The 26399-nt window shown below is 67.2% G+C and carries 25 protein-coding genes and 1 riboswitch; of the genes, 14 read left to right on the forward strand and 11 right to left on the reverse strand.

The features are described 5' to 3' along the window. Nucleotides 1-11 precede the first annotated feature (11 nt). Nucleotides 12-1130, forward strand: coding sequence for an endonuclease/exonuclease/phosphatase family protein (locus tag AB0T83_RS11340; RefSeq protein ID WP_366193156.1), 1119 nt, complete (start codon nt 12-14; stop codon nt 1128-1130). Here the strand turns inward: AB0T83_RS11340 and cobN are convergent. From cobN to AB0T83_RS11360, 4 genes are all read right to left on the reverse strand, one after another. Next, nucleotides 1127-4840: a cobaltochelatase subunit CobN gene (gene cobN / locus AB0T83_RS11345; protein ID WP_366193157.1), complete on the reverse strand. Its 3714-nt coding sequence runs from the start codon at nt 4838-4840 to the stop codon at nt 1127-1129. The two genes, AB0T83_RS11340 and cobN, sit on opposite strands and share 4 nt — an antisense overlap. 83 nt (nt 4841-4923) lie before the next feature. After that, a complete protein-coding gene (locus AB0T83_RS11350; RefSeq protein ID WP_366193158.1) occupies nt 4924-5376 on the reverse strand; it encodes a GNAT family N-acetyltransferase in 453 nt (150 codons plus the stop codon). Next, nucleotides 5373-6437 (reverse strand): cobalamin biosynthesis protein CobW, encoded by a 1065-nt coding sequence (gene cobW / locus AB0T83_RS11355; RefSeq protein ID WP_366193159.1) that lies wholly within the window; start codon nt 6435-6437, stop codon nt 5373-5375. Before cobW ends, AB0T83_RS11350 begins: the two co-directional genes overlap by 4 nt. 75 nt (nt 6438-6512) lie before the next feature. Beyond that, nucleotides 6513-7184 carry an energy-coupling factor ABC transporter permease gene (locus tag AB0T83_RS11360; protein ID WP_366193160.1) on the reverse strand — a complete coding sequence of 224 codons (672 nt, stop codon included), beginning with the start codon at nt 7182-7184 and terminating at the stop codon, nt 6513-6515. A gap of 35 nt (nt 7185-7219) precedes the next feature. Then, nucleotides 7220-7432, reverse strand: a riboswitch (cobalamin riboswitch). A gap of 203 nt (nt 7433-7635) precedes the next feature. Here AB0T83_RS11360 and AB0T83_RS11365 point away from each other — a divergent pair. Both AB0T83_RS11365 and AB0T83_RS11370 read left to right on the forward strand, forming a co-directional pair. Further along, nucleotides 7636-11091: a chromosome segregation SMC family protein gene (locus tag AB0T83_RS11365; protein WP_366193161.1), complete on the forward strand. Its 3456-nt coding sequence runs from the start codon at nt 7636-7638 to the stop codon at nt 11089-11091. A 96-nt stretch (nt 11092-11187) separates the two neighbouring features. Next, the gene (locus tag AB0T83_RS11370) at nt 11188-11592 is read left to right on the forward strand and encodes a hypothetical protein (RefSeq protein ID WP_366193162.1); all 405 of its coding nucleotides are present in this window, start codon (nt 11188-11190) and stop codon (nt 11590-11592) included. Nucleotides 11593-11634: 42 nt separating this feature from the next. Here the strand turns inward: AB0T83_RS11370 and AB0T83_RS11375 are convergent, their stop codons facing one another. From AB0T83_RS11375 to AB0T83_RS11390, 4 genes are read right to left on the reverse strand one after another with little or no spacing between them, the layout of a single operon-like run. After that, the gene (locus AB0T83_RS11375) at nt 11635-12810 is read right to left on the reverse strand and encodes a lytic murein transglycosylase (protein ID WP_366193163.1); all 1176 of its coding nucleotides are present in this window, start codon (nt 12808-12810) and stop codon (nt 11635-11637) included. 44 nt (nt 12811-12854) lie between these two features. Next, nucleotides 12855-13769, reverse strand: a complete 915-nt coding sequence (cbiB, locus tag AB0T83_RS11380) for an adenosylcobinamide-phosphate synthase CbiB (RefSeq protein ID WP_366193164.1) — start codon at nt 13767-13769, stop codon at nt 12855-12857. Next, complete coding sequence (gene cobD, locus AB0T83_RS11385; RefSeq protein ID WP_366193185.1) at nt 13766-14704, reverse strand: threonine-phosphate decarboxylase CobD; 939 nt, start codon at nt 14702-14704, stop codon at nt 13766-13768. Before cobD ends, cbiB begins: the two co-directional genes overlap by 4 nt. A 2-nt stretch (nt 14705-14706) precedes the next feature. Next, the gene (locus tag AB0T83_RS11390) at nt 14707-15075 is read right to left on the reverse strand and encodes a DUF1636 family protein (RefSeq protein ID WP_366193165.1); all 369 of its coding nucleotides are present in this window, start codon (nt 15073-15075) and stop codon (nt 14707-14709) included. Between the two features lie 170 nt (nt 15076-15245). Here AB0T83_RS11390 and AB0T83_RS11395 point away from each other — a divergent pair, with 170 nt between their 5' ends. Further along, entirely contained in the window at nt 15246-15608 is a 363-nt protein-coding gene (locus AB0T83_RS11395; protein WP_193139960.1) for a response regulator, read from the forward strand. On the opposite strand, the gene AB0T83_RS11400 is transcribed toward AB0T83_RS11395, so the two are convergent. Further along, nucleotides 15590-16579, reverse strand: coding sequence for a glutathione S-transferase family protein (locus tag AB0T83_RS11400; RefSeq protein ID WP_366193166.1), 990 nt, complete (start codon nt 16577-16579; stop codon nt 15590-15592). The two genes, AB0T83_RS11395 and AB0T83_RS11400, sit on opposite strands and share 19 nt — an antisense overlap. A 295-nt stretch (nt 16580-16874) precedes the next feature. On the opposite strand from AB0T83_RS11400, the gene AB0T83_RS11405 reads away from it, so the two are divergent. The 6 genes from AB0T83_RS11405 to cobJ all read left to right on the forward strand — a co-directional run bounded on the left by AB0T83_RS11405 (nt 16875) and on the right by cobJ (nt 22606). Continuing rightward, nucleotides 16875-17102, forward strand: a complete 228-nt coding sequence (locus tag AB0T83_RS11405; RefSeq protein ID WP_366193167.1) for a DUF6732 family protein — start codon at nt 16875-16877, stop codon at nt 17100-17102. Nucleotides 17103-17105: 3 nt separating this feature from the next. Continuing rightward, nucleotides 17106-18188, forward strand: a complete 1083-nt coding sequence (locus tag AB0T83_RS11410; RefSeq protein WP_366193168.1) for a sirohydrochlorin chelatase — start codon at nt 17106-17108, stop codon at nt 18186-18188. 71 nt (nt 18189-18259) lie between these two features. Further along, nucleotides 18260-18901, forward strand: coding sequence for a precorrin-8X methylmutase (locus AB0T83_RS11415; RefSeq protein ID WP_366193169.1), 642 nt, complete (start codon nt 18260-18262; stop codon nt 18899-18901). Further along, nucleotides 18901-20103, forward strand: coding sequence for a precorrin-6y C5,15-methyltransferase (decarboxylating) subunit CbiE (gene cbiE, locus AB0T83_RS11420; protein WP_366193170.1), 1203 nt, complete (start codon nt 18901-18903; stop codon nt 20101-20103). Before AB0T83_RS11415 ends, cbiE begins: the two co-directional genes overlap by 1 nt. Beyond that, entirely contained in the window at nt 20100-20807 is a 708-nt protein-coding gene (gene cobI, locus AB0T83_RS11425; protein WP_366193171.1) for a precorrin-2 C(20)-methyltransferase, read from the forward strand. The genes cbiE and cobI overlap by 4 nt, the downstream gene beginning before the upstream one ends. After that, nucleotides 20798-22606, forward strand: a complete 1809-nt coding sequence (cobJ, locus tag AB0T83_RS11430; RefSeq protein WP_366193173.1) for a precorrin-3B C(17)-methyltransferase — start codon at nt 20798-20800, stop codon at nt 22604-22606. The genes cobI and cobJ overlap by 10 nt, the downstream gene beginning before the upstream one ends. Nucleotides 22607-22718: 112 nt before the next feature. On the opposite strand, the gene AB0T83_RS11435 is transcribed toward cobJ, so the two are convergent. Continuing rightward, on the reverse strand, nt 22719-23018 hold the full coding sequence (locus AB0T83_RS11435) for a DUF1244 domain-containing protein (protein ID WP_366193174.1): 300 nt from the start codon (nt 23016-23018) through the stop codon (nt 22719-22721). 196 nt (nt 23019-23214) lie between these two features. On the opposite strand from AB0T83_RS11435, the gene pyk reads away from it, so the two are divergent. Beyond that, on the forward strand, nt 23215-24660 hold the full coding sequence (pyk, locus tag AB0T83_RS11440) for a pyruvate kinase (RefSeq protein WP_366193176.1): 1446 nt from the start codon (nt 23215-23217) through the stop codon (nt 24658-24660). Between the two features lie 10 nt (nt 24661-24670). Here the strand turns inward: pyk and AB0T83_RS11445 are convergent, their stop codons facing one another. Continuing rightward, complete coding sequence (locus tag AB0T83_RS11445) at nt 24671-25033, reverse strand: DUF1428 domain-containing protein (RefSeq protein ID WP_366193177.1); 363 nt, start codon at nt 25031-25033, stop codon at nt 24671-24673. Nucleotides 25034-25229: 196 nt separating this feature from the next. Between AB0T83_RS11445 and rpmI the strand changes: the two genes are divergently transcribed. The 3 genes from rpmI to AB0T83_RS11460 all read left to right on the forward strand — a co-directional run bounded on the left by rpmI (nt 25230) and on the right by AB0T83_RS11460 (nt 26232). Further along, complete coding sequence (gene rpmI, locus AB0T83_RS11450) at nt 25230-25430, forward strand: 50S ribosomal protein L35 (protein WP_366193186.1); 201 nt, start codon at nt 25230-25232, stop codon at nt 25428-25430. 12 nt (nt 25431-25442) lie between these two features. Further along, nucleotides 25443-25805 (forward strand): 50S ribosomal protein L20, encoded by a 363-nt coding sequence (gene rplT / locus AB0T83_RS11455; protein WP_366193178.1) that lies wholly within the window; start codon nt 25443-25445, stop codon nt 25803-25805. 118 nt (nt 25806-25923) lie between these two features. Next, nucleotides 25924-26232 (forward strand): antibiotic biosynthesis monooxygenase family protein, encoded by a 309-nt coding sequence (locus AB0T83_RS11460; protein WP_366193179.1) that lies wholly within the window; start codon nt 25924-25926, stop codon nt 26230-26232. The last annotated feature ends 167 nt before the right edge of the window (nt 26233-26399 follow it).

Here is a 26399-nt window from a genome sequence, read left to right on the forward strand (position 1 = left end):
GGGAGAGGCCCATGCCGTCCTATCACGACCTGCGCCCGGATGCGGATTTCGTCGACCGCGATTATGAACGGGTGTTTCCGGGCATGACCGTTCCCGAACGGGCGCGTTGCAGCGACGGACTGCTGCGTTTGCGCGCGGTGTTGAATGCGACGGTGGCGCCGCGCAAGACCGAAGGCAACCTGCTGGTCGCCAGCTGGAACATCAAGGAGTTCGGCCACACGACCCAACGCTTGCCGGAAGCCTATTTCTACATCGCCGAGATCCTCGGCGCCTTTGACCTGATCGCCGTGCAGGAGGTGAAATCGACCCTCACCGACCTGCATCTGGTGATGCGCCTGCTGGGGCCGGGCTGGCGCTATCTGGTCAATGACATCACCGACGGGGCCAGCGGCAACAGCGAGCGGTCGGCCTATATCTTCAACGCCGGGCGGGTGCAGCTGTCCGGGCTGGCGGGCGAAATATCCCTGTGGGACGAGATCACCCGCGACAGCCCGCTGGGCCTGCGCCAGTTGAAACGCGCGCCGTATGTCACCGGGTTCCGCGCCGGCTGGAAGGAATTCGCCATGGTCAACCTGCACCTGCATCCCGGCGACGATGCCGACGATGTAGCGCTGCGGGGAGAGGAAATCCGGTTGCTGCTGAAAGCCCTGAAGGCCAAGCGGCGCGAGGTCTGGTCCGACAACCTGATTCTCGTCGGCGATTGGAACCTTTATGAGGATGACGATCAGCCCGCGCTGCAGGCGCTGGCCGACGCAGGCTACCGCGAGTGTTCTGGGCTACAGGGCAAACGCACCAACGTGTCGCGCTCGCAGGCCTACGATCGCATGTTCTTCACCCATAACACTTACTTCCAGATGGAAGAGGCCGCAAACGGGCTGGAACGCGGCGACGTGCTGGATCCGTTCGATGCGGTCTATCGCGAGTCCGACCTGCGCGCCTATCGCCCGACGATGCTGGCGCAATACGGCGGGTCGCGGGATCTGGCCGGGGATGACACTGCACTGGCGCGCTATTTCCGCCATCCATGGCGCAAGAACCAGTTGTCGGACCATTTCCCGATCTGGGTGTCGCTGGTCACCGATCAGGCCGACAAGTTCCTGAAGGACAAGCGCGACGCGCTGGCCGGCTAGCCCGCCGCGCCGCCGCGCAACGCCTCGATTCGCGCGCGGGCCGAGTTCGATCTTGGTAGCCAAAGACCCCGGTCGATGGCCTCCTGCAAGCGGTCGGCGATCTCGCGCAGAGCCGGGGCGTTGTGGTCCGCGATGAAGCTGCGGGTGGCGTCATCTTCCAGGAAGGCGGCCTCGACAGCATCGAAGTGATGCCCTTTCACGGCACCGGTGGTGGCGGCAAAGGCGAACATGTAGTCCACAGTGGCCGCAATCTCGAAGGCCCCCTTGTAGCCGTGCCGCTTGACCCCCTCGATCCACTTTGGATTGACCACGCGCGACCGCACGACGCGGGCGATTTCCTCATCCAGAGTGCGGATGACGGGGCGCTCGGGACGGGAATGATCGTTGTGATAGACCGGGCGCTGCACTCCTTGCAGATGCGCCACCGCCGCCGCCGCGCCGCCCTCGAACTGATAGTAATCGTCGCTGTCCAGCAGGTCGTGCTCGCGGTTGTCCTGGTTCTGCACGATGGCCTCGGTCTGGGACAGGCGGGTTTCAAGTGCGGCGCGTGCTGGGGTGCCCTCGGCGCCCTTGCCATAGGCATAGGAACCCCAGGTCAGATAGGCCTCGGCCAGATCGCCGGGATCCTTCCACAGCCGTTCGTCGATCATCGCCTGCAGCCCGGCCCCATAAGCTCCGGGCTTGGACCCGAAGACCCGGAACTCGGATCCGGGGCCTTCCCTGTGCGCGCGGAGGGCGGCAGGGTTGATGTCGTCAGGTTCGTCCAGCGCCATGACCGCGCGGGCGGCGCTGTCCACAAGGTCGATTTGCTGCGGGAAGGCATCGCGGAAGAAGCCCGAGACCCGCAGGGTGACATCCACGCGCGGCCGCCCCAGCGCGGTGTGCGGGATGATCTCGAAGCCGGTGACGCGGCGGTTGGCACTGTCCCAGCGCGGCTTGACGCCCATCAGGGCCAGTGCCTGGGCGATGTCATCGCCCCCCGTGCGCATGTTGGCGGTGCCCCAGGCGGTCAGCAGCAGGCTGCGCGGCCAGTCGCCGTGATCCTGCAAATGCCGCTCGATCAACAGGTTGGCCGATTTCCATCCCAGCGCCCAGGCGGTGGGGGTGGGCACCGCGCGGCTGTCCACCGAGAAGAAGTTCCGTCCCGTGGGCAACACGTCCAGCCGCCCGCGCGTCGGCGCGCCCGACGGGCCCGGGGCGACGAAGTGCCCTGAAAGGGCGGTGAGGAGCCCCGCCCCCTCCGCCGGGCCGCAGGCAGACACCATGGGCGCAACACGTTCATGCGCCTCGGCCAGAACCGCAGCACTGGCCGGGCCGGGGGCTTGCGCCGTCCCGTCCAGCAGGGCCGCCGAAAACAGCTCCAACCGCTCGACCGTGTCGCCGTGGCTGCGCCAGCGGGCATCGACTAGTTCCGTCAGTGCGGCGGGGCGGGGGCCGTCCCAGGGCGCGGCCATATCGCAATCCAGCGGATCGCAATCCATGCCGAAATCTCCCGCCAGCGCCCGCGGCAGAGATGCGTTTTTCCCAACACCATCGCCGCGCGGCAGGCGCAGCAAGGCTTGCACAAGATCACGATGCAGCCGCCCTTCCGGGGCCTGCCCGAAAATGTGCAGACCGTCGCGGATCTGCGCCTCTTTCAACTCGCACAGCCAGGCATCCAGCTTGGCCAGATCGCGATCCTCATCCTCGCCGGTCATCCCGGCGTCCTGCCCCAGCCCGGTGGCGGAACACAGCGAGACGATCTCGCGGCGCAGATGGTCAATGCGGCGCGGATCGACGCCCGCGGCTTCGTAGTACTCGTCCACCAGTGCCTCAAGGTCGCGCAAGGGGCCATAGCTTTCGGCGCGAGTCAGCGGGGGCGTCAGGTGATCGATGATCACCGCTTGCGCGCGCCGCTTGGCCTGCGTGCCCTCGCCGGGATCGTTGACGATGAACGGGTAGATGTGCGGCATCGGCCCCAGTACGGCCTCGGGCAGGCAGTCTTCGGACAGAGCCAGCGCCTTGCCCGGCAGCCACTCCAGGTTGCCGTGTTTGCCCATATGGACGATGGCTTGTGCGCCGAGGTGCTGGCGCAGCCAGAAGTAAAACGCCAGGTAGTTGTGCGGCGGCACCAGGTCGGGGCTGTGATAGGTCTCTTCCGGGTCGATGTTGTAGCCACGCGCGGGTTGGATGCCGACGGTCACCTTGCCGAACCGCAGGATCGACAGGGCAAAGCCGTTGGGGCCCAGAAACGGATCGGACTTGGGGGCGCCCCAGCGCTCTTCGATCCGTTGCCGCACGGCCAGCGGCAGGGCGTCATAGGCAGTGTGATACGCCTCCAGTGACAGCCGCTCGCCGCCGTCCCGCGCGGCACGGTCGGCCAGCCAGTTGGTCGGCCCCTGCAGAATGGCCTGCATCAGCGCATCGGAATCGCCGGGCGCGTCCTGCACGTCATAGCCAGCCTCGGCGAGCAGGCGCAGCACGTGAACGGTTGCCGCCGGGGTGTCCAGCCCGACGCCATTGGCCAGCCGCCCGTCCTTGTTGGGATAGTTGGCCAGCACCAGCGCCACCTGCCGGTCGGCGGGCGGCGCCGCACGCAGCCGTGCCCAGTTGGCCGCCAGATCGGCCACGAATTCCACCCGGTCGCCGCGCGCTCGATAGGTGGCGATGGGGCACTCGGTGGCGTCGTCGAAAAACGCCTCGCCCTTGAAGCTGATGGCGCGCGACAGCACCCGCCCGTCCACTTCCGGCAGGGCCACGTTCATGGCGATGTCGCGCGGTCCCAGACCGGCAAGCCCCTGTTCCCAGCTGTCCTCGCAGGCGCTGGACAGCACCACCTGGAACACCGGCGCGCCCTGCGCGGCGGGGCCGGTAAGGGGGTTCGATGCCCCCGCGCCGGCCTCCCCTGCCTGCGGGCTGCCCACCGCGAAGGCCGTGCCGTTCAGGATCACGTCCGGCGGGGCGGCGTGGAACAGCTGCTCCAGCGTCGCCACGCTGACCGGATCCTTCAGCGAAGCCACGAAGATGGGCAGCGGGTTCAGCCCGCGCCGCGCCAGCGACCGGATCAACCGGTTGATCGGATGCAGCCCGGCCCCCTGCACCAGCGCCCGGTAGAAGATCACCGGCACGACCGGCGCACCCTCTGACCAGCTCTGCCGCGCCGTCGCGAGGTCCGAGATCCCGGCGCCGGGCCAATACACCCCTGCACGCAGCAGGGGTTTCGCCGCTTCGGGGCGCTCCTCGCGGCCGTCGATCATGGCCTGGGCGTAGTCGAGGAAATGGGTCGCATTCGCGGGCCCGCCTTCGACCAGATAGGACCAGAGCGCCTCCCAATCGGCGCGGGGCACCGTGGACAGGCGCCACAGATCATCGTCGGGCTTGTCGTCGCCGGGCAGGGCGGCGAAACCGACACCGGCCTCGTGCAGATGGGCGGCGTATTGCTCCAGCCCATAGCGCCAGTAGCCCAGCCCCCCCAGCACCCGCGCCACCACCAGTTTCGACTGACGTGCGCAGGTCTGGATGTGCAGATCCACCGACATCGGGTGGCGCAGGTGCATCAGGTTGGCCAGCCGCAGGGAGGGGGCGTCGGCGCTTTCCGCCCGCGCGGCGCTGAGGGCCGCCAGTTCGGTGTCGGCGGCGCTGAGAACCACCAGATCGGCGGGGGTCTGGCCCAGATCGACGGGCTCGACCCCGTCATCCAGATTTCCGGGCGTGGCAGCAAGAAGGTGCATCGGCTGGGACTTTCAGATCGGGAGGCAGCACCCTTGGCGGGGGCGGGAGCCTCCGGCAGGAGTATTTGGGCCAAGAAAAAGGCTCAAGCCAAGTGCTTTTCGAAGAACGGGTTGTAGGGGCCGTCGGTATAGGCGCCGAAGGGCGGACAGGGGCGGAAGCCCGCGCGGTCGTACAAGCGGTGAGCGGCATGGAGCTTCGAGCCGGTTTCCAGCCGCAGGAGCGGCAGGCCTAGGTCGCGGGCGCGGGTCTCGACCGCGTCCAGCAGGGCTGCGCCGATGCCGGTGCCGCGGGCGGTTTCGGCCACGAACATGGATTTTACCTCGCCGTAGCCGGGGTAGTGCGCGAGGGCGACGCAACCCACCGGGGCGTTGGGTTCGCTTTGGGCCAGAAAGAAATGGATGCCGGGCGCGCGCAGGGCGTCGAGCGACAGGTAGTGGTTGGCCTCGGCCGGAAACAGCGATTGCATCAGCGCGTGGCTGGCCTGCAGCAATGGACGGGCCGCCTCCGGCGTGCCGGGGACGACCCGCAGGCTCATGACCGCAGCGCCGCGTCGATGGCGGCGCGGTCGAGGCCGCTTTGGCCGATGACCACGAGGCGGGTTTCGCGCGGCTCTTCACCACCGAAGGGGCGGTCGAAGTAGCTGTCGACGCGCGGCCCCACCGCTTGCAGGGTCAGCCGCAGCGGCTTGCCCGTCACGGCGGCGAAGCCCTTCAGCCGCAGGATGTCATGGGCGCGGATGACCTGCGCGACCTGTTCGGCGAACGCCTTGGCATCGGTGATTTCCGGGCGCGTGACGGTGAAGCTTTCGAAGTCGTCGTGGTCGTGGTGGTGGTGATCGTCGTGATCATCCTCGTCATCATGATCGTGGTGGTGATGGTGCGGCGCGCCGCGCGCGTCCAGATCATCCTCGGCGCCGGCCCCTTGTCCCAGCAGCACGTCGACGGGCAGCGCGCCCATGGCGGCGCGGATCACCTGCACCCCGGCGCGGGCCTCGGCTTTCAGCTTGCCGGTCAGGGCCGAGGCCTCGGCCTCGTCCAGCAGGTCAGATTTGTTCACCACGATCATGTCGGCGCAGGCGATCTGGTCTTCGAACAGCTCTGACAGCGGGGTTTCGTGGTCGAGGTTCTCGTCCAGCTTGCGTTGCGCATCCACCGCCGCCACCGAATGGGCGAAGCGGCCTTCCGAGACCGCCTTGCCATCGACCACGGTGACCACCCCGTCGACGGTGACGCGGGTGCGGATCTCGGGCCAGTTGAAGGCCTGCACCAGCGGTTGCGGCAGCGCCAGGCCCGAGGTTTCGATGACGATGTGGTCGGGGGCGTCTTCACGGGCCAGCAGCTTTTCCATGGTCGGGATGAAATCATCGGCCACGGTGCAGCAGATGCAGCCGTTGGACAGTTCCATGATGTCATCCTCGCGGCAGGTCTCGTCGCCGCAGCCTTTCAGGATATCGCCATCGACGCCCAGATCACCGAATTCATTGATGATTAGGGCGATGCGCTTGCCTTCGGCATGGGCCAGCATGTGGCGGATGAGCGTGGTCTTTCCGGCGCCGAGAAAGCCGGTGACGACGGTTGCGGGGATCTTGGCGGGCATGGGGAAATCCTTGGTGCGGATGGCAGAAGGCCGGAGCTGTCGCCCCGGCCCGGTCTGTCACCGATGGTGCCTGTGTCAGGCGGCGTTGTAGAGGCGCGGGGTCACCAGGCCGGTCCGGTCCAGACCGCGCAGCGATTTCGCGCCGGCCAGAACCGCCAGATCCACCAGCGGCTCGATCGCCACGACCAGCATGTAGGCCGCGCCGAAGCTGGCCACCGAGGCAAACGCGCCGAAGCCCTGACCGTAGAAGGCCCAGAACGCCACCCAGGCCACGACGCCACCCTGATAGGCCGTCGAAAGCGCCAGCGCCTGGCTGTACTTCAGGTCCACATAGGCGGTGCCGGGGGCGATGATGCGCGCGGCCAGGGCCTTGAGCGCAAACAGTGGCACCAGCAGCGTGGTCACGTTGATGAAGTATTGCGGCAGGTCGAGCGGGGCGAAGAACAGCCCTTGCAGCAGCAGGCCCAGGGCCAGGCCAAGTGCGGCGGGCGCCGCGCCCAGCAGCAGGAACAGGGTCGAGCCCAGGATGAAGTGCACTTCCGACACGCCCACCGGGTAATGCGGCAGCAGTTGAAAGAACGAGAAGACGGCCGCCGTGGCCATGGCCGAGCGCGTCACCAGCGAGGTCAGGCCGCCGCTGCGCAGGGCCTCCCAGCCTAGTTTCAGGGTGACGCCCGCGGCGCCGGCGGCTGTTGCGAAGCTGAGCGCGATCTTGGCGCCGTTCACGATTCCGGGTTCGATATGCATATGTCTTGTCCCTCTTCACCGTCCACCCGACGGCTTGGTTGCTGTTGCGTGCGGCAGGTCTCCTGGCTCGCGGGTCGATGGACGGCGCCGCCTTCCCGGGTTGCCCCAGTGGCCCTTGGCGCGCCCTCTCCGCTGACAGTCGCGGGGGCGGCTGTGGCAGCCGGCCCCAATTGGGTCGCCGGTTCCACATTCCCATTTGATCCCCTGGCGCTTTGCGCCGTCAGGGAACCACACCCGGCGTTTGTCCGGCATGGCGGGATGCGGGTCAAGTCCGTTAGCGACACCAGCACGCGCAGTTGCGCCGGATAGGGGAGGGTTTTTCGCAGTGCCGTCAACAATATGTTGGTGTTTTACGCGAACGGGAAACCAGATCGTGGGTTGAGCGTTGACAGATGGCCGCACAGGCCGAACAATCGGGGGCAATCAAGAATCAGGCTTCAGGCGGACCTTCGTGCAGTTTACCCGGCTCCGACTCAACGGCTTCAAGAGCTTTGTCGACCCGACCGATCTGGTGATCGCCGCCGGGTTGACCGGCGTTGTCGGCCCGAACGGGTGCGGCAAGTCGAACCTGCTGGAAGCCCTGCGCTGGGTCATGGGCGAAACCCGCCCCTCGGCGATGCGCGGCGGCGGCATGGAGGACGTGATCTTCGCCGGCGCCGCCACGCGCCCGGCCCGCAACTTTGCCGAGGTCAGCCTGTCGATCGACAACGGCGAACGGCTGGCGCCTGCGGCTTTCAACGACACCGACATGATCGACATCGCCCGCCGCATCACGCGCGACGCGGGCTCGGCCTATAAATGCAATTCCAAGGACGTGCGGGCGCGGGACGTGCAGATGCTGTTTGCCGATGCGTCCACCGGGTCGCATTCGCCCTCGCTGGTGCGGCAGGGGCAGATCTCGGAACTGATCAACGCCAAGCCCAAGGCGCGGCGGCGGATCCTGGAAGAGGCGGCGGGGATCTCGGGCCTGTACCAGCGGCGGCACGAGGCCGAGTTGAAGTTGCGGGCCACCGAGACCAACCTCGAACGGATCGAGGATGTGGTCGAACAACTGGCCGGACAGTTGGCGCAATTGGCGCGGCAGGCCCGGCAGGCGGCGCGGTATCGGGCGTTGGGGCTGGAATTGCGCACTGCCGAGGGGCTGTTGCTGTACCGGCGCTGGCGCGAGGCGGATCAGGCGCTGCAAGCGGCGCGCGCGGCGCTGCGCGGGCAGATGGTCGATGCCTCCCGCGCCGAGGCGGCCAGCCGCGAGGCGGTGGCGCGTCGCGAGACCGCCGAGGAAGCCCTGCCGCCCCTGCGCGACGAAGCGGCCATCGCTTCGGCGGTGCTGCAGCGGCTTGAGGTCGAGCGCGACACGCTGAAGGCCCAGGAATCCCGCGTGCGGGATGAAATCCAGACGCTGGACAACCGCCTGACCCAGCTGACCCGCGACCGGGAGCGTGAGGCGGAACTGAACGGCGATGCGACCCAGACGCTGGCGCGGCTGGCCGAGGAACGCGAAGCGCTGGCCGAGGCCGGTGATGGCCACGACGACGCCATAGAGGCCGCGCGCGAAGCCGCCGAGGAAGCCGCCGAGGTTCTGGCCGAACGCGAATCCGCCCTGACCGCCCTGACCGAAGATGTCGCCCGACTGGCAGCCCGGCATCAGGCCGTGGAACGTCTGCTGGCCGACAGCCGCACCACCCTGTCGCGCAGCGAGGCCGAGACCGAGAAAGCCCGCGCCGCCGTGCAGGAGGCCCGCGCCGCCGTCGAGGCCGGGGAGTTGGCCGAGGTGAAGGCCCGCGCCGATCAGGATGCCGCTGAAGAGGCTCTGTCGGAGGCCGAAGAGGCCCTGTCGGACGCCGACGCCGAACGCGCCCGCCTGCAAGCCGCCGAAGCCGAGGCCCGCGCCGCGCGCAGCGAGGCCGAGGGCGAGGCCAAGGCGTTGCAGGCAGAGGTCGCAGCACTGCACCGTCTGGTGGCCCGCGAGTCCGGCTCTGGCACGCAGGTGCTGGACGTGGTGCGCGTCGAGACCGGCTATGAAAAGGCCTTTGGCGCGGCCCTTGGCGACGATCTGAAAGCACCGATCCTGGGGCAAGGGGCGAGCAGCGGCTGGGCCGATCTGCCGGGTTATGCCGCCCCGCAGGATTTGCCCACCGGGGTCACCGCCCTTGGCGAACATGTGACCGTTCCGGGCGTTCTGCAACGCCGGATGGGGCAGATCGGCGTGGTGACCGCCGAGGCTGCGCCCGCGATCTTGCCGAAGCTTTTGCCGGGGCAGAGGCTCGTTTCGCTTGACGGCGATCTGTGGCGCTGGGACGGCTATTGCGCGCGGGCCGAGGATGCGCCCTCGGCCGCGGCGCTGCAACTGGAACAGCAAAACCGGCTGGATGCGCTGGAAGCGGCGTTGGAGACGGCCGAGGACAAGGCCGAAACCGCCGCCGATGTGCACGCCGATCTGGCGCAGGCGCTGTCCGATGCCGCGCTGGCCGACAAGGCCGCCCGCGAAGCGCGCCGCGCGGCAGACAGCCGGTTGGCCGACGCCAGCCGCGCCCAAAGCCGCGCCGAGGCCGACCGCAACCTGGCGCGCGGCAAGGTCGACAGCCTGTCGCTGGCCGTGGCGCGGCACGAGGAAGCCGCCGAAGCCGCCCGCCGCCAGTTGCGCGATGCCGAGCGTCAGGCCGGGGATCTGGAAGACCTCTTCGCCGCCCGCGCCCGTGTCGAGGACGTGCGCACCACGGTCGAAGCCGCGCGCATCACCATGATGTCGCGCCGCACCGCGCTGGACGAATTGCGCCGCGATACAGTGGCCCGCAAGAACCGGCTGGCCGCGATCTCGCGCGAGATGGCCACCTGGCAGACCCGGCTGGCCAATGCCGAAACCCGGATCGCCGAATTTGCCCAGCGGATCGAAGAGACCGAAGACGCGCTTGAGATCGCCCGCGGAGCACCCGAGGAACTGGAAGCCCGCGCCGAGGATCTGGCCGAGGGCATTGCCAAGGCCAGCGCACGCAAGTCCACAGCGCAGGCGCAACTGGCCGCCGCCGAAACCGCCCTGCGGGACGCCGCCGAGTTGGAACGCTCAACCGAACGCGCCGCCGGCGAGGCGCGCGAAACCCGCGCCCGCGCCGAAGCCCGCGTCGAGGCGGCCACCGAGGCCGCGGAAGCCGCCGTGGCCCGCATCCGCGAAGAGGCGGATCTTTCCCCGGCGGAACTGCTGGAAACCCTGGAAGCCGACCCCGAACGGATGCCACCGTCGGAGGAGATCGAGGCCAGTATCGCCCGGCTGCGCCGATCCCGCGACGCCCTTGGCGCCGTCAACCTGCGCGCCGAGGAAGATGCCCGCGACGTGCAGCAGGAGCATGACACCCTGCTGGCCGAACGCATCGACCTGCAGACCGCCATCGGCAAGCTGCGCAACGGCATCGCCGGGCTGAACCGGGAAGGCCGCGAACGTCTGCTGACCGCTTTCGAACAGGTCAACACCTCGTTCGCGACGCTGTTTACCCATCTGTTCGGCGGCGGCGAGGCCAAGCTGGCGCTGGTGGAAAGCGACGATCCGCTGGATGCGGGGCTGGAGATCCTGTGCCAGCCGCCGGGCAAGAAACTGTCCACCCTGTCGCTGCTGTCGGGCGGCGAGCAGACCCTGACCGCGCTGGCCTTGATCTTTGCCGTGTTCCTGGCCAACCCGGCGCCGATCTGCGTGCTGGACGAGGTCGACGCGCCGCTGGACGATGCCAATGTCACCCGCTTCTGCGACATGCTGGACGAGATGGCCCGGCGCACCCAGACCCGTTTCCTGATCATCACCCACCACGCGGTGACCATGAGCCGGATGGACCGGCTGTTCGGTGTGACCATGGCCGAGCAAGGGGTCAGCCAGTTGGTCTCGGTCGATCTGAAGAAGGCCGAAACCCTGGTGGCCTGACAGGGTTAACATACTGAATTACATATATTTGTTTGCGTTATTTGTTTGAAGCGCGCGCGGGTTTGGGCCACTTTCCGAAAAGGAAAGGGGTTCGGTATGCGCAAGGTTCATGTTCGACGGTTGGCGCTGTTTGCTGTGGCGATGCTTTTTGGGTTCACGGCAGCAGTGATGGTGCAGTCGCAGGGGGTCACCGGGCAGAAGCCCACCGACGTTTTCTTTACCGAGGATGGGCTGGAAAGCCAGATCACCGGCGTTCGGCTGCGGTTCCAGGACGGCGGCGAGGCGCGGTTCTTCGCCGATCATCGCTATGCGTACCTGCCCGGCGACGGGCGCGACGAACGGCGCGGCACTTGGGAAGTCTATGAGCGTGGGCAGGTCTGCGTGCGCTTCGACAGCGGTGCGGCGCGCTGCGACACGCTGGTGCGCAGCGCCAACCGGATGGTGCTGATTGCCGCCTCCGGCGACCGCTTCCCGGTGCGGTCGATGTTGTCGCTGCGGTAAGGGCGGGACGCCTCCGGCGGGAGTATTTGTGCCAAGAAAAACTCAGAGCCGGGCCAGAAGATCCGGCGTTGGCCAGGCATCGGCGGGCAATCCGAGGCGCTGTTGTTCCGCTTGCACGGCGGCGCGGGTCTTGGCGCCGAGAATGCCGTCGATGCCGCCCACATCATGGCCGCGCCGGGTCAGTTTCTGTTGCAGTTGTTTTACATGACCGGCGGACAGGGCGGGGCTGGGATTGCCCGCATTGAAGACCGGGGCGCCTTCCAGCCGCGTCGCGAAATAGGCGGCAGTGGTGACATAGACGAAGCTTTTGTTCCATTCGAACAGCACGTGGAAGTTCGGGTAGGCCAGGAAGGCCGGGCCGTTGCGGCCCTGGGGCAGCAGCAGGTCGGCTTTCATGTTGCCCGAGGGCAGTTTGCCCCAGCGCGGCGTGACGCCGGCGCGGGACCAGTCGCGCACCGTCTGGCCCTTGCCCAGCCCGCTGTCGGACCAGTCGAGGCTGGCCGGCACCGTGACTTCCTGCAGCCAGGGTTCGTTCTTGCGCCAGCCAAGGCCGCGCAGCATTCTGGCGCCGGAGGCCAGCGCATCGGCGCTGGAGCTTTTCAGCCGCACATGGCCGTCGCCATCCGCATCGACGCCATTGGTCAGGATGTCTTCGGGCAGCATCTGCACCTGGCCGATCTCGCCGGCCCAGGCGCCGGTGGTGGTGGCCGGGTTGAAATCGCCGCGCGCCGTCAATTCGATGGCCGCGAAGACCTGCGGGCGGAACAATTGCGGGCGGCGGCAATCATGGGAAAGCGTGAGCAGCGCGTTGCGGGTGTTGAAGTTGCCCTGCACCGCGCCGTAGTCGGTTTCCAGCGCCCAGAAGGCCAGCAGAATGCCGCGCGAGACGCCCTGGCTGCGTTCGATCTGGTCAAACAGGGAATCAAAGCGCGCCGTGTTCTTCGCCCCGTTCTGGATGCGGTTGGGGCTGATGACGCGCCGGGCGAAATCGGTGAAGGGCAGTTGGAAAATGCCCTGCGCGCGGTCGGCTTTCAGAACCGCTGAACTTTGCTGGGCACCGGACAGAAAGGCTTCGGTGGCGCGGCGGTCCAGCCCCTTGCGCGCGGCCTCTTGCCGGATGCCGTCGAGAAAGCCCGAGAAGCTGCCGCCGCAGGGGGTGGCGGCCTGCGCGGGCAGGGCAAATCCGAGGGCGAGGAGGGCGGCGGGGATGAGGCGCATGGGGGGCTCCGGGCTGTTTTCCCGACCCTAGCAGACCCGGCAGCTCAGACCAGTGACAGGATCGCGACTGTCGCAACCAGCAGGGCCCAGACCTGCCAGAGGATGCGGACGGCGGCGTCGATCTGGAGCGGGCCGGGGGTGCGGATGCCCTCGGGCCAGACCCAGGGGAAGGGGCGCAGGGTGCCGTCATAACTGCGCGGGCCGGACAGGGCCACATTCAGCGCGATGGCCATGGCGGCTTCGGGCCAGCCGGCGTTGGGGGACCGGTGCAGGCGGGCATCGCGGCGGATGGCCTGCCATTGACCCCGGCGCGGCTTGCGCAGGGCGATGAGCGCGGCAGTCAGCCGGGCGGGGATCAGGTTCAGCAGATCGTCGAAACGGGCTGCGGCCCAGCCGAAGTCCTCATGCCGGGGGGTGCGGTAGCCGATCATGCTGTCGGCGGTGTTCGTCACCTTGTAAAGCAGCAGCCCCGGTAGCCCGCCCAGCAGGAACCAGAAGGCCGGGGCGACAACCCCGTCACTGAAATTCTCGGCAGCACTTTCGATGGCGGCGCGGCTGACACCGGGGGCGTCCAGATTTGCGGTGTCGCGCCCCACGATCCGGGCCACGGTGCGGCGCCCGTCCTGCAGCGAGATCCGCAAGGCGCGCGCCACATCCGCGACGTGATCGACCAGGCTGTGTTGGGCCAGCAAGATGGCGGCCAGCAGAATCTCGATCAGTGGCCCGCCGGGTAGGGCAGCCAGCACTTTGCCCAATGCGATGGCGCCCATTGCCAGGGCGGCCATCAGGGCCGTGCCTTTCAGCCGTCGCCGGGGACCCGCGTTGAAGCGCCGGTCGGCCCAGCCGATCAGCCGCCCCATCAGAACTGCCGGATGCGGCAGGCGATTCCACAGCCAGCGCGGCTCTCCCAAAGCAGCGTCCAGCAGCAGGGCGAGGATCAGCGGCAGGGCGTGGCTCACAGGGCGGTCTCCAGCCGCGTCCAGTCGGCTTGCGAACCGGGCAGGCCCAGCCGCACCCAGCGGCGGGAATAGGGAAAGATCCGGATCCAGATCCGTTGGCGGGCGAGCCGGTCCTGAAAGCGGGCGGCGTCGTCCACCTCGTAAAGCCGGAACAGGGGCGTGCCGCCAATGATCTTGCCGTGGTCCTGCATCAGCCTGTCCAGCCGCGCGGCGTCACCTGCCAGCCGGGCGCGTGTGTCGGTGGCCCAGGGAGTGTCCTCCAGCGCCAGCCGCCCGATGTGCAGGGCCGGGCCGGACACCGGCCAGGGCCCCAGCATCCGCGCCAGCCGGTCAATCAGCGCCGGATCGCCGATGGCAAAGCCCAGGCGCAGCCCGGCCAGTCCCCAGAATTTGCCGAAACTTTTCAGCACAATTGTGCCGGGACGGGCGGCTTCGGCGATCAGGCTGCGGTCGGGGCAGATGTCGCAGAAGCTTTCGTCGACGATGCGCAGGGCGGCCCCGTCCAGATCTGCAGGGCGCCAGTAGCGGCCATCAGGATTGTTGGGATGCACCACGACCCGCGCGTTCGGGTCGGTCTCGGACAACTCCCATCCCTCCTGAACGAAGGCGCCGGCATGTTCGTTGTAGGTGGGCGTGGGAATATGGGCACGGCCAGGGCGGCCCAGCCGCGGGATGCGCGCGATCAGGGCCGAGGCACCGGGCGCGGCCAGAACAGCCGCGGTTTGGGGCACCGACCAGAAACGCCGGGCGGCGTCTGTCAGCGTCGTTTGTGCCGCCGTATCGGGCAGGGCAGTCCAGGCTTCGGGCGGGATTTGATCCACCGGATAGGGGCAGGGGTTGATGCCGGTGGACAAATCCAGCCAGTCACTCCGCATCCCGCCAAAGCGTCGTGCCGCTGCATCGACGCCGCCCCCGTGGTCGCGCTCCGCAGCCATGGTCATGCTTGTGGCAGGGGCGGGTGGCGAGTGGTGAAATGGCCTTTCACCTGGGTAGGCCAGGATCGATAGGGCACCTGTCCGGTGTCGCTTTGGGCATGCAGGCTGGCATAGGTCACCAGCGCCCGGGCGGTTTCGGTATCGGGTACAAAGGCGCCCAGCGTGTAGTTCAGCTTGCCCTCGGCCTGAATCGCCACGTTGCAGGCGCGGGTGCAGCCCATCAGGCAACTGTGTCGCCGCACCGCGATCTCGGGCTGGTCGGCGGCGGCGGCCTCGACCAGATCGGCCAGCCGTTCGCCATCGGTGACCGGATCTCCCTCCTGCCAGGTGTCGGTCTTGCAGGTGTCACATACCGTGATCCAGGTCGTCATGAAGCGTCCTTCCGGCAGGCCGCGGGCAGGTCAGATAAATAAAATGTTATCTTTCCTTAACGGGCCGGCCATCATCCTTAACCAAGTGTTAATAATTTGGGCGCCATGTCGGAAAGATCGCTGCAAAGCGGAAACCGCTTTTGGTCCTTTTTCCTGCGCTGGACGCCTGAATGACCGTACTGATTGTCGAAAGCAACCCGCATCTTGCCGGGGTTTGGAGCCGTCATATCGAAAGATGTGGCCGCCGGGTGATGGTGGCCCACAGCCAGGAACAGGCCATCAATGTGCTTCAGCGCACGCCGGTTTCGATCATCTTGCTGAATGTCATGCTGGACGAGGGCAGCGCCATCGCTGTCGCCGACTACACCTCGTACCGCTTTCCCAAGGTCAAGGTACTGTTCGTCACCGCCGCGAATTTCTTCTCGGACGGGTCGATCTTCAACCATGTGGCGAATGCCTGCGCCTTCATGCCGGTCAGTACGCCGCCAGACGATCTGGCGGCGATGGTCGAGCATTACGCCGCGCGCGACTGATCCCGACCGTGCGGCGATGTCCAGTCGATCACCGGGTTGATCGGCAAGATGCGGTTCGGATTGATGGTGTCGTGACTGTAGTGATAGTGGCGCACGAAATGGTCGGGAAACACCGTATCTGCCACGCCCGGCCACTGGTACAGCTCCCGCGCATAGGCCCAGAGGTTGGGATAGTCGATGATCCGCTTGCGGTTGCACTTGAAATGCAAGTGATAGACCGGGTCGAAACGCACCAGTGTCGGGAACAGCCGCCAGTCGGCCTCGGTGACGCGGTCGCCCATCAGATAGCGGTGTGACGACAGGCGGTCTTCCAGCCAGTCCAGCGTGTCGAACAGCGGATAGACCGCGTCGTCATAGGCCTCCTGCGTGGTGGCAAAGCCGGATTTGTAGACGCCGTTGTTGAGGGTGCTGTAGATGCGCGCGTTGACCGCTTCGATGCCCTCGCGCAGGTCTTCGGGCCAATAGTCCGCCGTGTTGCCGGTCAGCCCGTCGAAGGCGCTGTTGAACATGCGGATGATCTCGGCGCTTTCGTTCGACACGATGGTGTCGCGCTGCGTGTCGTACAGCACCGGCACGGTGACGCGGCCGCTGATCTTCGGATCGACGTGGGTATAGACCTCGCGCAGGAAGGCGCGCCCGCCCAGCCGGTCGCCGGTGGCGCCGGGGAAATCTTTCGAAAAGGTCCAGCCGTCGCCCAGCATGTCGGGATGCACCACCGAAACGCCGATGTGATCGGTCAGATGCTTCAGCGCCCGGAAGATCAGCGTGCGATGCGCCCAGGGGCAGGCATAGGACACAAACAGGTGATAGCGGCCGCTTTCCGCCGGAAAGCCGCCTTCGCCTGAGGGTCCGGCGCTGCCGTCCGGGGTAATCCAGTTGCGAAAGGCCGAGGTGCTGCGCTTGAACGCCCCGCCGGTTTTCTTGGTGTCGTACCAGGTGTCTTCCCAGACACCATCCACGAGTTGTCCCATGATGAACCTCCGTTTCCTGAGTCTTACATAGGGTCTTCGGGGCATATGTCGCCCTTCGCACGGGCGCAGCGGCCCTGCATGGGCGCACATCTGCCTGCGTCGCTCGCGCCCGCCGGGCCGCCGCGAAAGCGATTGCGCGGCTGCGGGTGGCCCCCTATACCGCCCCCAGACGACGCCACCGGGCCAGAGAGGTTGGCGACAGAGGGCCGACCCAATCCGGGGGCCTGAACTCGCATCGTCACGCATGTGCCGCACCCCGGCCATGTCAGGCCCGCATTGAACCGGAGCCGACGCCATGCGCACTGTCCTTCTGTCCTGCCTTTCCCTGCTGGCCGCGACCATGGCCCAGGCCCATCCCGGCCATCTTGCGGATCTGGCGGGCCACGATCACTGGGTTGCGGGCGCGGCCCTTGGCGCGGCCATCGCCCTTGGCGCCTGGGCGGCTTTGAAAGGCCGCCGCAAGGATCAGCCCTCCCAGGCCGAGGCCGACGACACCCCCGCCGCCGACCCGCAGGAGGCCTGAGCCATGACCAAGACAGGCGTGATGATCTGCGGGCACGGCTCGCGCAGCCAGTCGGCGGTGGACGAATTCGCCACGCTGGCGCAGCAGCTTCCCGACTACCTGCCCAGGGACTGGCTGACCGACTACGGCTACCTCGAATTCGCCAACCCGGTGATTCGCGACGGGCTGGACCGGCTGCGCGAGGCCGGCTGCGACCGCATCCTCGCGGTGCCGGGGATGCTCTTCGCGGCGATGCATTCCAAGAACGACATTCCCACGGTGCTGAACACCTATGCCGCGACCCATGGGATCGAGGTGTCCTATGGCCGCGAGTTGGGCGTCGACCCCAAGATGATCGCCGCCGCCGCCGCCCGCATCGAAGCCGCCGAAGCGCAGGCCAACGCCGATCACGGACCCGTCGCGCGCCATGACACCTGCCTCGTGGTCATCGGGCGCGGCGCCTCCGACCCGGATGCCAACGGCAATGTGGCCAAGGTCGCCCGTATGCTCTGGGAAGGCCTGGGCTTTGGCTGGTGCGAGGTGGGCTATTCTGGCGTCACCTTCCCGCTGGTGGACCCCTGCCTGACCCATGTGGCCCGGCTGGGCTACAAGCGCGTCATTGTCTTTCCCTACTTTCTGTTCTCCGGCATCCTGATCGACCGCATCTACGGCTTCACCGACCAGACCGCCGCGGCGCACCCCGAGATCACTTTCGTCAAGGCCGGCTACCTGGGCGATCACCCGAAGGTGCTGGAAGCCTTCGCCGAACGCATCACCGAACAGGTCGGCGACCGGCCTCCGGAAAACTGCGCCATGTGCAAATACCGCACCCAGGTGCTGGGCTTCGAGGGCGAGGTTGGCGCGGTGCAGGAAAGCCATCACCACCACGTGGAAGGGCAGGGCGCCTCGGCGCCCGGCTCCAACGTGGCCGATTGCACGCTGTGTGACAGTTTCTGCACCGGCGAATGCCGCCTCGACTCAGCCCCCCACCATCACCACCACCATGACCATGACCACGGTCATGACCATCACCACCACCATCACGCCCCCTATCCCCACGCCGACCATCCGCTGGGACCGGAAAGCGCCCGCAAGACCCGCGCCTGATTTTTTCTTGGCCCAAATACTCTCGCCGAAGGCGGCCCCCGGCTGCCATTGGCGCAACTCTTCGGATCCGCATGCGTCGTTACGAAAAAGACCCCAAGGCCATCTACGCCCAAAGCTTCGCCACCGTGCGGGCCGAGGCGCGGCTGGACCGTTTCCCAGCCGAGATGGAATCGGTGGCCGTGCGCCTGATCCACGCCTGCGGCATGATCGAGATCGCCGATCGTCTGGCGTTCTCGCCGGATGCGGTCACCGCCGGGCGCGCCGCGCTGGCTGCCGGGGCGCCGGTGATCTGCGATTGTGAAATGGCCGGCGCCGGCATCATCCGCCGCTACCTGCCGCCTGCCACCGAGATCCTTGTCACCCTCAACGACCCGCGCGTGCCGCAGATGGCGCAAGACCTCGGAACCACGCGGTCGGCGGCGGCGGTGGAGCTGTGGCGCGACCGGCTGGCGGGTGCTGTGGTGGCCATCGGCAACGCGCCCACGGCCCTGTTCCACCTGCTTGAGACGATCGACCGGGGCGGCCCGAAACCGGCGCTGATCCTCGGTTTTCCGGTGGGCTTTGTCGGGGCAGCGGAATCCAAGGCCGAACTGGCCGCCAACCCGCGCGGCATTCCCTTCATCGCCCTGCGCGGACGGCGTGGCGGCTCGGCGCTGGCCTCCGCCGCCGTCAATGCAGTGGCTGCTGGCTTGCCGGAACTGGAGCGGCTCTGATGGTCGGAAAATGGCTGGACATCATCGGTATCGGCGATGACGGCATGGCCAGCCTGCTGCCCGCCGCCCGCGACCGCCTGCAATCGGCCGAGCATGTCTTTGCCAGCGACCGTCTGCATGGGCTCACCCCGGATCTGAGCGCCGAGCGCCATTCCTGGCCCAGCCCCTTCTCGGCCTTGATCGGCGACCTGACCGCCCTGCGCGGCAAGAAGGTGGCGGTGCTGGCCACCGGCGATCCGCTGTGGTTTTCGGTCGGCGCACGCATCGGGCGTGACATCGACCCCGCCGAGATTCGCTATCACCCGCAGCTTTCGGCCTTCCAACTGGCCTGCGCCCGGCTGGGCTGGTCGCTGGCGGATGTGGAAACCCTCACCGCCCACGGCCGCCCGACCGAGCAGATCCTGCCCTTCGTCGGTCCCGATCAGCGCCTGTTGGTGCTCACCGCCGATGGCGAAACCCCGGCCCGCATCGCTGGCCTGCTCAGCGAACGCGGCTATGGCGGCTCGGTCCTGACGGTGCTGGCGCATATGGGCGGCGACGCGGAACAGCGGATCACCGGGCTGGCCTCGGGCTGGACCCAGCGCGTGCCCGATTTCCACACGCTGGCCATCGAGTGCATCGCCGATGAAAACGCCCAGATGCTGGCCCGCACACCGGGCCTGCCCGATGATGTCTTCGAGCATGACGGCAAGATGACCAAGCGCGAGGTGCGCGCCCTGACGCTGGCCAAGCTGATGCCCAAGCGCGGGGCGCTGCTGTGGGACATCGGCTGCGGCTGCGGCTCGGTCGCCATCGAATGGATGCGCGCGGCCCGCGATGCCCGCGCCATCGGGCTGGACCCGAACCCCGACCGCCGCGCCATGGCCGCCGCCAACGCGCTGGCGCTGGGGGTGCCGAAGCTGGACCTGATCGACGCAACTGCCCCCGAAGGCCTGGCCGACCTGCCCGACCCGGATGCCGTGTTCATCGGCGGCGGCCTGTCCGAGGACACCGCCGAGGTGGCCCTGATGGCGCTGAAACCGCTGGGCCGGCTGGTGGCCAATGCCGTCACGCTGGAAAGCGAAGCGCAGCTGATCCGCCTGCACGCCCGGTTTGGTGGCGAGTTGACCCGCCTGTCCGTGGCCCGCGCCCGCCCGGTGGGCCGCCTGACCGGCTGGGACAGCTTCATGCCGGTCACCCAGTGGAGCCTGCTGAAACGATGACCGTCCCCGGCACGCTCTACGGCGTCGGGCTGGGCCCCGGCGACCCCGACCTGATCACCCGCCGCGCGGCGCGGCTGATCGAAGGCGCGCGCGTGGTGGCCTATCCTGCCCTGGCGGGCGGCGACAGTTTCGCCCGCGCCATCGCCGCCAACATGATCCCCGCCACCGCACGCGAGATCGTCATGGAAGTGCCCATGACCCCGGCCCGCGCGCCCGCACAAGCCGCCTATGATGCCGGGGCCGCCCGCATCGCCGAGGCGCTGGATGCTGGTGACGACGTGGTGGTCCTCTGCGAGGGCGATCCGTTCTTCTACGGCTCCTTCATGTATCTGCACGCCCGCCTCGCACCGCTCTTCGCGGTTGAGGTCGTGCCCGGCGTCACCTCGGTCACCGCCTGTGCGGCCCGTGCCGGTCTGCCACTGGCGGCCCGCAACGAAACCCTGACGGTACTGCCCGGCCCGCTGCCCGACGCCGAACTGCGCGCCCGCATTCGCGAGGCCGATACGCTGGTGCTGATGAAGGTGGGCCGCCACCTGTCGCGCCTGCGCGCGCTGTTGGACGCCGAGGGCCTGCTGGACCGCGCCGTCTATGTCGAACGCGCCACCCTGCCGGTCGAGCGCCGCCTGCCGCTGGCCGAAGCGCCCGACCCCGCCCCGTATTTCTCGATGATCCTCGTGACGAAAGGCGCCGACCCGTGGCTGTAACTTCCGCCGTTCTCTGCATCAACCGCTCTGGTGAACCCGTGGCGCGCCGCATCGCCGATCATCTGGGCGTGCCCCTGCACGGCCGCGCCGGGCGCGTCGATGCCCCGGATGTGACCTTCGACAATGCGCTCGACCACGCGCGGACCCTGTTCGCCGCCGGTATTCCGGTGATCGGGGTCTGCGCCTCGGGCATCCTGATCCGGGCCGTGGCACCACTTCTGTCGGACAAGCGTCGTGAGCCACCGGTGCTGAGCGTGTCCGACAACGGGGCAGTCGTGGTGCCCCTGTTAGGCGGTCACCACGGGGCCAACCGCCTTGCGCGCGACCTGTCGGACCTGCTGGGCGGCGTGGCGGCCGTGACCACCGCCGGCGACGTGGCCCTTGGTGTCGCGCTGGACGCGCCGCCGCCGGGCTACCGGCTGGCCAACCCCGAGGATGCCAAGCCCGCCATGGCCAACCTTCTGGCTGGCGGCGGTGCCCGTCTGAACGGAGAGCAGTTGTTCGATCTGCCCGATGCCCCGCAAGGTGCCGTCGAGATCGCGGTGACCGAAGCGCCATCCACACCCGGCCCCGACCGGCTGGTCTATCATCCGCAACGCCACGTGCTTGGCGTCGGTTGCGCGCGCGGCGCCGATCCGGCAGAGCTTTGGGATCTGGTGCAAAGCATGTTGAAACAGGCCGGGGTTGCCCCCGGCGCCATCGCCGCCGTGGCCAGCCTTGACCTGAAAGCGGATGAACCTGCGATGCTGGATCTGGCCGCACGTCTCGGCGTGCCCTTCCGGCTGTTCACTGCCGCCGAACTTGAGGCACAGATCCCGCGTCTGGCCACCCCGTCCGAAGTGGTCTTCACCGAGGTTGGCTGCCACGGCGTCAGCGAAGGCGCGGCGCTGGCCTGTGCGGGCCCGGATGCAGAACTGCTGTGCGCCAAGACAAAAACCGCCAACACCACCTGTGCTCTGGCCCGCGCGCCCGAGGTTCTGACCGATTTGCCGGGCCGAGCTCGCGGCAAGGTCGCGCTGGTGGGCATTGGTCCGGGGCAGGCCGACTGGCGCACGCCGGAGGCCAGCCGCCTTGTGGCCGAGGCCGAGGAACTGGTGGGCTATGGCCTTTACATCGACCTGCTGGGGCCAATCGCCCATGGAAAGACGCGCACCGATTTCCCCCTGGGCGGCGAAGAGGCGCGCTGCCGCTATGCGCTGGAAGAAGCCGCCAAGGGCCGCAACGTGGCCCTGATCTGTTCCGGTGACGCCGGCATCTACGCCATGGGCGCGCTGGTGTTCGAACTTCTCGACCGCGGCCCCGACGCCAGCGGCGTCAGCGATGCGGCACGCCGGGTCGCGGTCGTCTCCGCCCCCGGTGTCTCGGCCCTGCAGGCCGCCGCCGCGCGGGCCGGCGCGCCGCTGGGCCATGATTTCTGCGCGATCTCGCTGTCAGACCTGCTGACCCCGCGCGCGGACATCGTGACCCGGCTGAAGGCCGCCGCCGAGGGCGATTTCGTCATCGCCTTCTACAATCCGGTCTCGAAACGCCGCCGGACCCTGCTGGCCGAGGCGCGCGAGATCCTGCTGCAGCATCGCCCGGCGGACACCCCGGTCTTGCTGGCCAGTTCGCTGGGGCGGCCAGAGGAAACCCTGCGCTATCGCAAGCTGTCCGACCTGGACGTCGACGAGGTGGATATGCTGACGGTGGTTCTGGTGGGATCGTCGCAATCGCGGCTGGCCCGGCTAGGCACCGGCCCGCGCATGTTCACACCGCGCGGCTATGCGCGGCGGATCGACGGCGATTTGCACACCGGATAGGGGGCGCTGCCCCCGCCGCCCTGCGGGCGACTCCCCCGGAGTATTTTGGCCAAGAAAAATTGGGCCGGGTTCTTTTTCTTGTTCCAAATACTCGCGCCGCAGGCATGAAATCTTAGCCGTGCGCCTTGTGGCTGATCTCGAAGGCGGCCTGTTGTTCCGGGCTGGCTTCGGTCTGATGCGTCTCTTTCCATTCGGCGTAGGGCATGCCGTAGAAGGCCGTCCGCGCCGTTTCCTTGTCCATCTCGATGCCGCGCTCAGTGGCCGCTTCCTGATACCAGCGGCTCAGGCAGTTGCGGCAGAAGCCCGCAAGGTTCATCATGTCGATGTTCTGTACGTCCGTGTGCGCCGCCAGATGGTCGCGCAGCCTGCGAAAGGCTGCGGCTTCAAGCTCGATACGGGTCTGGTCATCCATATGCTGTCCTCCTGTAGGTGATTGAGATATAGGCATATGGACGTGCGGATTACAGGCGAAAGCGTGCCGCCTGTGGCCCGGTCGCGTCTGTTTGCGCGGCAAATGCGGGCAGATCGCGACTCCTGCGTTGTTTCCGGAACGGAAATGGGGCATGCAGGCGCCAGTTTGATAACGCTAACAATCTGGGAGAGACCGGATGCGGCGCAGCCGAAATATTAAGATCGTGGCGACCCTTGGTCCGGCCTCGAATGACTATGAGATGATCAGTGCCCTGTTCGAGGCGGGCGCCGACGTGTTCCGCCTGAACATGAGCCACGGAGAACACTCGGAAATCGCGGAACGTCACGCGATCATCCGGAAGGTCGAGAAGGACTATGGCCGACCGATCGCCATCCTTGCCGACCTGCAGGGGCCGAAGCTCCGTTGCGGGGTGTTCGCCAATGACAAGGAAATGCTGGAAGACGGGCAGCGCTTCCGTTTCGATCTGGAAGACAAGAAGGGCGACGCCACCCGCGTGACCCTGCCGCATCCCGAAATCTTTGCCGCGCTGAAGCCGGGCAAGACGCTTCTGGTCAATGATGGCAAGATCCGGGCCGTGGTTGAATCCTGCGGCGCGGATTTCGCCGATTGCAAGATCATCGCAGGCGGCGAGATTTCCAACCGCAAGGGCGTGAACGTGCCCGATGTGGTGCTGCCGCTGGCGGCCCTGTCGGAGAAGGACCGCCGCGATCTGGAGTTCGTCTGCGAACTGGGTGTCGACTGGCTGGCCCTGTCCTTTGTCCAGCGCCCCGAGGATGTGACCGAAGCGCGGATGCTGACCAAGGGCCGCGCGGCGATCCTGTCCAAGATCGAGAAACCGGCGGCCGTGGAATCCTTCGAGGAAATCCTCGAAGCCTCGGACGGCATCATGGTGGCGCGCGGCGATCTGGGCGTCGAACTGCCGGTTCAGGCCGTGCCGCCGATCCAGAAGCGTCTGATCCGCAGATGCCGTTCGGTCGCCAAGCCGGTGATCGTGGCCACCCAGATGCTGGAATCGATGATCGAAAGCCCGATGCCGACGCGCGCCGAGGTCTCCGATGTCGCCACCGCCATCTATGAAGGCGCCGATGCGGTCATGCTGTCGGCCGAATCGGCGGCGGGCAGCTTCCCGGTGGAGGCGGTTCAGACCATGAACAACGTCGCCATCGAGGTGGAAAGCGATCCGAACTACCGCGAAGTGATCGAAGCCAGCCGCATCTTCACCCGGCACACCGTCGCTGACGGCATCGTGCATGCCGCGCGCGAACTGGCCGAAACCTCGGGCGTGAAGGCGATCTGCTCGTTCACCCATTCCGGCACCACCACCGCGCTGGTGTCGCGGGAACGGCCGCGGGTGCCCATCGTCGGGCTGACCCCGTTCCGCAAGACCGCGCGCCGCCTGTGCCTGCACTGGGGCGTGAACTGCGCCGTGACCGGCGAGGTCGATCGTTTCAAGATGGCAGTGGTCAGCGCCGCCCGCACGGTGCGCGAGATGGATCTGGCCACCCACGATGACCAGATCGTGGTCACCGCAGGTGTGCCCTTCAACCAGCCGGGCACCACGAACATCCTGCGCGTGGCCCCCTGTGAAGAACGTCTGATCTTCGACAACGAGCCGGGCTGATCCGGCGGGCTCAGTCGAGCCCGTCGATCACCACCTCGAACCCGCCGAAGATCATCCGCTTGCCATCAAACGGCATGCCGTCTGCAAAGACGGCCTGCCACGTTTCGTCCGTCTCCATCGCCTTGTAGGCCGCATCGGCTGCCGCCTTGTCAGCCCATTCGATATAGGCGACGGCCACGGTCTCGCCGGGTTCCGCCTTGACCGACATCGGGAAGGAGGTCAGCTTGCCATCGGGCACATCCACCCCCCAGCATTCCTTGTATCCGATGGCCCCGGCATCCCTCCAGAACGGCAGAAGCTTCCGGGCCATTTCGAAATAGACATCCTTGTTGGCATCGGGCACCGGTGCCACCATTGCGCTGATATAGGCCATGATCGTTCCCCCTAGGTTAATCCATGGTCCAGCCTGCGGGCAGACCGGCCCGCAACGCAAGGGAACAATGGCCAACCCGCCCGGTTTTGGGCTTGCCTCCCCCCCCGACCGGGGCTATACGCGCGCTTCGACCACGCGTCCGGCCATGTGGCATGCCGAGTCGCGTGACAACCGCCCCAATGAAGAGGATCCGGAAATGCCCAAGATGAAGACGAAATCAAGCGCCAAGAAGCGCTTCAAGGTGACGGCAAAGGGCCGCGTCGTGGCTGGCCAGGCCGGCAAGCGTCACGGCATGATCAAGCGGTCGACCAAGTTCATCCGCACGGCCCGCGGCACCACCATTCTTTCCAAGCCCGACGAGAAAACCGTCAAGGGCTACATGCCCTACGCGCGCTGAGGAGGTCGGAACATGTCTCGAGTCAAAGGCGGAACCGTCACTCACGCACGTCACAAGAAGGTCATCAAGGCGGCCAAAGGCTATTACGGCCGTCGCAAGAACACCTTCAAGACTGCAGCCCAGGCCGTCGACAAGGCGAATCAATACGCCACGCGCGACCGTCACAACCGCAAGCGCAATTTCCGCGCCCTGTGGATTCAGCGGATCAATGCCGGCGTGCGTCTGCACGATGCCGATCTGACCTATTCGAAGTTCATCAACGGCCTGTCGAAAGCGGGTATCGAGGTGGACCGCAAGGTTCTGGCAGATCTGGCCGTGCATGAACCCGACGCGTTCAACGCGATCGTGGACCGGGCCAAGGCCGCTCTGGCCTGATCCCGCTGCACAGCGATGCCTTTCAAAGCCGCCGGACATCCGGCGGCTTTTTCGTGTTCTCGGGGGCGGGGGCGACTCATGCTAGACTGACCGGGCACTGTCAGAAAGGAGGTGCCGCATGATCATCCGTATCTTCCGCGCCGGCATTGCCCCCGACCGGGCGGCCGAGTTCGAAAACTTCCTCAGGACCACCGCCCTGCCACTGGTGCGCGAACAGGACGGCTGCCTGTCGGTGCACGGCGGTGTGCCGCTTGAGGGCACCGACACCACCGAGTTCTGCGTCGTCATGGTCTGGCGCGACGAGGCCGCCCTGCGCGCCTTCGCCGGCGACGACTGGCAGCAACCGCATATCCTGCCCGAGGAAGAAGGTCTCGTCCTCACCCGGGACCTGCATCATTACCGCAGCACTGACAGCGTCCTGCTCTAGCGGCTTTCTTCTTGGCAACAATACTCCCGCCGGAGGCGTCCGCCCTCGTGTCAGATGGTGTATTCGGCTTTCGCCCCACTTCCAGCTTCAGTCTCTGAGGAGTGCTGCGCCTCGATCTGATGGTAGACGTGGTCCGGGAGAACCCGCCACAAGCATCAGGGAAGAAG

It is taken from the genome of Meridianimarinicoccus marinus (assembly GCF_040689105.1).
GTDB lineage: Bacteria > Pseudomonadota > Alphaproteobacteria > Rhodobacterales > Rhodobacteraceae > Meridianimarinicoccus > Meridianimarinicoccus marinus.